Raw genomic sequence first — 5,116 nt, 5'->3', positions numbered from 1 at the left:
GAGGGGGCTTCATTGGCCGTATCGTTGATTACATCAAGCTGATGTTCCATCACTGGTTCGGCTAAATCTGTCGCGTGCCGCGCTTGATTTCGGGCTGAATGGCCCGCATATTGATATTATCTGTAGGCTCCCGCTGTTGGCGGGAGTCTTTGTTTTAGCGTTACCGGAGCCCCTATGAAAACCAATCTTAAAGAACTGCTCGAATTTCCTACCCCGTTCACTTATAAAGTGATGGGTCTGGCGCAGCCGGAGCTGGTTGATCAAGTAGTTGAGGTCGTCCAGCGCCATGCGCCTGGCGATTACTCTCCGGAAGTAAAACCCAGCAGCAAAGGCAACTATCACTCTGTTTCTATTACCATTACGGCGACCCATATTGAGCAGGTGGAAACGCTCTATGACGAGCTGGGCAACATAGAAATCGTGCGGATGGTGCTGTAGCCATCACCGATCGGGGGCTGACCATTGCCCTCGTTCGGCGTTATACTCCCTTCTTTATTCCCTGACCGGACCTTCCATGCATCAGGATACCCTATTTGTTCGTCAGCTCGGTTTGCAGCCATGGGCGCCTGTCTCTCAGGCCATGCACGATTTTACCCACCAGCGCAGCGCGGAAACGCCCGACGAAATCTGGCTGGTAGAACACCTGCCTGTTTTTACCCAGGGCCAGGCCGGTAAAGCTGAGCATCTGCTGATGCCGGGCGATATCCCGGTTATGCAGAGCGATCGTGGCGGTCAGGTGACCTATCACGGCCCGGGCCAGCAGGTCATGTACGTGCTGGTGAATCTGAAACGCCGTAAAACCGGCGTGCGTGATCTGGTCACCGCTATTGAACAGACCGTTATTGCCACGCTGGCGCATTACGATATTGAGGCAGCGGCCCGGGCAGACGCACCTGGCGTTTACGTTGACGGCAAAAAAATCTGCTCGTTAGGTCTGCGCATCCGTAACGGTAACTCTTTTCACGGGCTGGCTTTAAACGTGGATATGGACCTTGCGCCTTTTCTACGCATCAACCCCTGCGGTTACGCCGGGCTGGAGATGACGCAGATCGCTGCTTACAAGAAGGGCGTCACGCTGGCCAACGTGCAGCCGCTGCTGATCAAACACTTTGCCCACCAGCTGGCGATAGCCGACGTGCAGTGGCTGGATGAGCGAACGCCATAAATTTACAATTCCGTCACATTTTCTCGTCTGCCCTGGCTGAAACCCGCGCCGCGAGGTGATATAATTTTTGCGCTTTTCTCAAAAAAATTTGAACGTCACGCGGCTGACTAGCGCATGCCAACCTGGAAACAGCAAGATTATGAGTAAACCTATTCAGATGGAACGCGGCGTCAAATACCGCGATGCAGATAAGATGGCGCTGATCCCGGTTAAAACCGTGGTCACCGAACGCACAGAGATTTTACGTAAGCCGGAGTGGATGAAAATCAAACTCCCTGCCGACTCCAGCCGCATCCAGGGCATCAAAGCCGCCATGCGTAAAAACGGTCTGCACTCCGTCTGTGAAGAAGCTTCCTGCCCTAACCTTGCAGAATGTTTTAACCACGGCACCGCTACCTTTATGATCCTGGGTGCAATCTGTACCCGCCGCTGTCCTTTCTGCGACGTGGCGCACGGCCGTCCCGTTCAGCCCGACGCCAACGAGCCGGAAAAGCTGGCGCAGACTATCGCCGATATGGGCCTGCGCTACGTGGTGATCACTTCTGTTGACCGCGATGACCTGCGTGACGGTGGCGCTCAGCACTTTGCCGACTGCATCAGCGCTATCCGTGCTAAAAACCCGACCATTAAAATTGAGACGCTGGTGCCGGATTTCCGCGGGCGAATGGATCGCGCGCTGGATATCCTTAACGCCACGCCACCGGACGTGTTTAACCACAATCTTGAGAACGTGCCGCGCGTCTACCGTCAGGTACGCCCCGGCGCCAACTATGAATGGTCGCTGAAGCTGCTGGAGCGTTTTAAAGAAGCGCATCCTGAGATCCCGACAAAATCAGGTCTGATGGTTGGGCTGGGCGAAACCAATGCCGAAATCGTGGAGGTCATGCGTGATTTACGTCGTCATGGCGTCACCATGCTGACGCTGGGGCAATATCTGCAGCCAAGCCGCCACCATTTACCGGTGCAGCGCTACGTCAGTCCGGCGGAGTTCGACGAGATGAAAGAAGCAGCGATGGAGATGGGCTTCACCCATGCGGCTTGTGGGCCGTTCGTGCGCTCTTCCTATCATGCGGATATGCAGGCGAAAGGCCTGGAAGTGAAATAACTCTTTACATTTTGCCGACGCAAACAAAAACGGATGACCCTGTCATCCGTTTTTTTTATCGCTCAATGCGGTCGTTACTCTTTATGAGTAACCTGTTCCGCTTTATCTTCAGCGACAGGCGCTTTTTTCGCGGAGGTGTCATCGTCGCTCATCGCCTTTTTAAAGCCTTTGATCGCCGAACCCAGATCGCCGCCCAGAGAGCGTAACTTGTTGGTTCCGAAAAGCAATACAATCAGAGCGCCAATAATCAGCAGTTTGGCAATACTGATACCTTCCATACACACCTTCTTTATTTAACCGGACCAGTAAAGGTCAATAACCATAAAGTGTATTAACGCGCAGATCGTCGGTCAATACAAACTGCCATCTGTAACAGAGTAATATCTGCACAGCGACGGGCAAGATGATAGCAGATAAAATCCCTCAGAAAAGCCTGAAATCGCACCTGCCGAACATTACTGTCCCGAGACACGCACAAAGGCTATCCTGACAGTTTGGCGCTATCCTCCGTCTCGCCTTCACAACTACCTTGATGCGCGACCCGAACGACAGAGCCATGTTACGAACTTTCTACCGGGTTAATGAGTTCGGGTCGGCTAAAGCGCCGGTTATCCAACACCGGCAGTATGCCGCGTGCATGAGCAAGACGAGCGGGATCAATATCAGCAAAAAGTAACATCGGGGCTTCAGCCGCTCTTGCTATCGCCACGCCCAGCGGATCTACCGTCAGGCTACAGCCGATATTGCGCGGGCCGCATTCGCCAACGGCCACTACGTAACAGGTGTTTTCCAATGCACGCGCCGTGACCAGAACTTCCCAGTGCATTTCCTTAAGCGGCCCTTTAACCCAGGCGGCCGGCAGCACCAGTACCTCCGCGCCATCCAGCGCCAGGCGGCGGGCCAGCTCCGGAAAGCGGACGTCATAGCAGGTCATCAGACCGACCTTCATGCCGGCAACATCCAGCAGCGGCGGCACATCATTGCCGGCCTTAACGTTACGGGATTCTTGCATAGCGAAAGCGTCATAAAGGTGCAGCTTGCTGTAGCGCGCCACGATTTCACCATTGCGTACAGCGATGAGCATGTTCAATGCTTTTTCATCGTCCGTTGGTACGTGTACAGTCATTATGGTGGTTAAACTATTGCCGCGGCTGGCCGCACAAATCTCACTTAAGAATGGCCCGTCCAGGGGCTGAGCCGCTTTCAGCACCAGATCCGGATCGGCGATATCACGAGCGAGTACGGCTTCGGGTAAAACCAGCAGATCGGCCCCGCCGTCTCGTGCCTTCGCCATTAAGTCCGTACAGGTTGCAGCGTTCTCCTGCCAGCTACGGCTGACCGCAAACTGTCCTGAAGCGACTTTCATCAGCTCGCTCCGTTTGAGTATGAGTGAGGCGAGTTCAGATCCTTAATCAGGTAGCGGGGAGACTCGCTATAACCTTCCCGGCTGTAAAAGGCATTGGCTTTAGTGCGGTGTTCGTGACAATGTACTTCCATCCGGTCGCAGCCGCGCGCTTTTGCCAGCTTTTCGGCATGGCCTAACAGCTGATGTCCAACGCCTTCACTGCGCTTGCCGTCCGCAATACAAAAATAGCTGATGCGCGCGAAGTCTCCCGCCAGCGCCAGCTGCGGAATAAAATGGAGTGAGAGAAAGCCCAGGACGGTACTGCCCTGCTCGGCAATCAGCAGCTGTTCTGCCCGATCGTCGATCAGCTGCGCCAGACGACGCTCAATAAAGATTTCAGTGTTGGCATAGCCCAGCTCGGTTAACAGCGCGCTCAGGGCAAAACCGTCATGCGTATTCGCCAGTCGGATCCTCATTCTCTCTCCTGTAGATTGCGGCCCAAGCAGGCCATTAGCGCTTTTCTTCTTACAGGTTATATAGCCTGCCTGACGCGATAAGAGCAACTCTTCCAGCACGACCACCTGTTACAGAGTAAGCGGTATTTTACTTTGCGGGTCAGGCGCCACAAGGAAGCGGCCTGTAAGGGCAGTTTCTTTTATAACGTTTTGGCACAATCTTTACGAAAACAGGGGAAGTGATGCAGGGTAAAGCCTTCCCCCACTGCGGATAAGGCTTACCCACCATTTTCCCTATCGCCCGTCTTCGGCGTCGTCTTACAGGCAAAAAAAAACCCGCCATAAGGCGGGTTTTTAAAATTCTGTCTGATAACTTAAATGGCGGCAACGTTAGCAGCAGATGGGCCTTTGGCACCGTTGGTGATTTCGAACTCTACGCGCTGACCTTCAGCCAGAGTTTTGAAACCGTTGCTCTGGATGGCAGAGAAGTGTACGAACACGTCTTTGCTGCCATCTTCAGGAGTAATGAAACCGAATCCTTTGGACTCATTAAACCACTTAACGCTACCTTTGATCTTAGACATCTATATTACCTTTACATGAAAAATGGACACTAAACTGTGTCGACGGTTAGTACAGCAATTGCTGAGCCTTTTGTCCAGTAGCCTTTAACGAAAAAGTGATAAATATCGCCTTTTTTGCCGATTCATTCTCATTTTATCGCGCCTCTGTGGTTAAAACTGCCAGCGTAACCAGGCGAAATAGACGTTGCCGTTGTTGTAAGTTCCCGGAATATAAGTCATCTGAAAGGTGGCATCGCCATAACCTATTGACGCCAGGGGCAATACCGCTGGAACCGGGATATATTTCCAGTTATCCCGTGCCGTGAAGCCAGCCGTGTAGCCTAACCCCAGACGAAAATCGTTATCGGACAGCGGCCGCCAGATTTTTTCCCAGCCGTACCCCCCGAAAGGCTCCCATTTGTTAAAGGAGTCTTTAAAAGCCATCAGGTAGAGGCCGTTCCAGTTGCCTTTTTCGTCATAACG

At 53.1% G+C, this 5,116-nt stretch carries 8 protein-coding genes; 3 read left to right on the top strand and 5 right to left on the bottom strand.

Annotated features, from left to right (window positions below; genetic code table 11):
• Positions 1-174 precede the first annotated feature (174 nt).
• From ybeD to lipA, 3 genes are all read left to right on the top strand, one after another.
• Entirely contained in the window at positions 175-438 is a 264-nt protein-coding gene (ybeD, locus tag RTK32_RS18785; RefSeq protein ID WP_312046654.1) for a DUF493 family protein YbeD, read from the top strand.
• Between the two features lie 76 nt (positions 439-514).
• A complete protein-coding gene (gene lipB / locus RTK32_RS18780; protein ID WP_312046652.1) occupies positions 515-1,165 on the top strand; it encodes a lipoyl(octanoyl) transferase LipB in 651 nt (216 codons plus the stop codon).
• Positions 1,166-1,304: 139 nt separating this feature from the next.
• A complete protein-coding gene (lipA, locus tag RTK32_RS18775; protein WP_312046651.1) occupies positions 1,305-2,270 on the top strand; it encodes a lipoyl synthase in 966 nt (321 codons plus the stop codon).
• Between the two features lie 74 nt (positions 2,271-2,344).
• Here the strand turns inward: lipA and tatE are convergent, their stop codons facing one another.
• From tatE to pagP, 5 genes are all read right to left on the bottom strand, one after another.
• Complete coding sequence (tatE, locus tag RTK32_RS18770; protein ID WP_312046649.1) at positions 2,345-2,548, bottom strand: twin-arginine translocase subunit TatE; 204 nt, start codon at positions 2,546-2,548, stop codon at positions 2,345-2,347.
• A 281-nt stretch (positions 2,549-2,829) separates the two neighbouring features.
• Complete coding sequence (locus tag RTK32_RS18765) at positions 2,830-3,636, bottom strand: deaminated glutathione amidase (protein WP_312046647.1); 807 nt, start codon at positions 3,634-3,636, stop codon at positions 2,830-2,832.
• Positions 3,636-4,091: a GNAT family N-acetyltransferase gene (locus RTK32_RS18760; RefSeq protein ID WP_312046645.1), complete on the bottom strand. Its 456-nt coding sequence runs from the start codon at positions 4,089-4,091 to the stop codon at positions 3,636-3,638. The genes RTK32_RS18765 and RTK32_RS18760 overlap by 1 nt, the downstream gene beginning before the upstream one ends.
• Positions 4,092-4,444: 353 nt before the next feature.
• Entirely contained in the window at positions 4,445-4,654 is a 210-nt protein-coding gene (gene cspE, locus RTK32_RS18755; protein WP_004156612.1) for a transcription antiterminator/RNA stability regulator CspE, read from the bottom strand.
• Positions 4,655-4,804: 150 nt separating this feature from the next.
• A partial coding sequence (gene pagP, locus RTK32_RS18750; RefSeq protein WP_312046630.1) for a lipid IV(A) palmitoyltransferase PagP occupies positions 4,805-5,116 on the bottom strand: 312 nt, incomplete at its 5' end.

Origin of the sequence: Erwinia sp., from assembly GCF_031978025.1 — a bacterium.
GTDB lineage: Bacteria > Pseudomonadota > Gammaproteobacteria > Enterobacterales > Enterobacteriaceae > Erwinia.
Note: the sequence above shows the minus strand (reverse complement) of the source record. Positions and strands in the feature narration are given on the sequence as shown.

Coding starts and splice junctions, on each gene's coding strand:
- ybeD (WP_312046654.1), top strand. CDS start 175: ATGAAAACCAATCTTAAAGAACTGCTCGAATTTCCTACCCCGTTCACT.
- lipB (WP_312046652.1), top strand. CDS start 515: ATGCATCAGGATACCCTATTTGTTCGTCAGCTCGGTTTGCAGCCATGG.
- lipA (WP_312046651.1), top strand. CDS start 1,305: ATGAGTAAACCTATTCAGATGGAACGCGGCGTCAAATACCGCGATGCA.
- tatE (WP_312046649.1), bottom strand. CDS start 2,548: ATGGAAGGTATCAGTATTGCCAAACTGCTGATTATTGGCGCTCTGATT.
- RTK32_RS18765 (WP_312046647.1), bottom strand. CDS start 3,636: ATGAAAGTCGCTTCAGGACAGTTTGCGGTCAGCCGTAGCTGGCAGGAG.
- RTK32_RS18760 (WP_312046645.1), bottom strand. CDS start 4,091: ATGAGGATCCGACTGGCGAATACGCATGACGGTTTTGCCCTGAGCGCG.
- cspE (WP_004156612.1), bottom strand. CDS start 4,654: ATGTCTAAGATCAAAGGTAGCGTTAAGTGGTTTAATGAGTCCAAAGGA.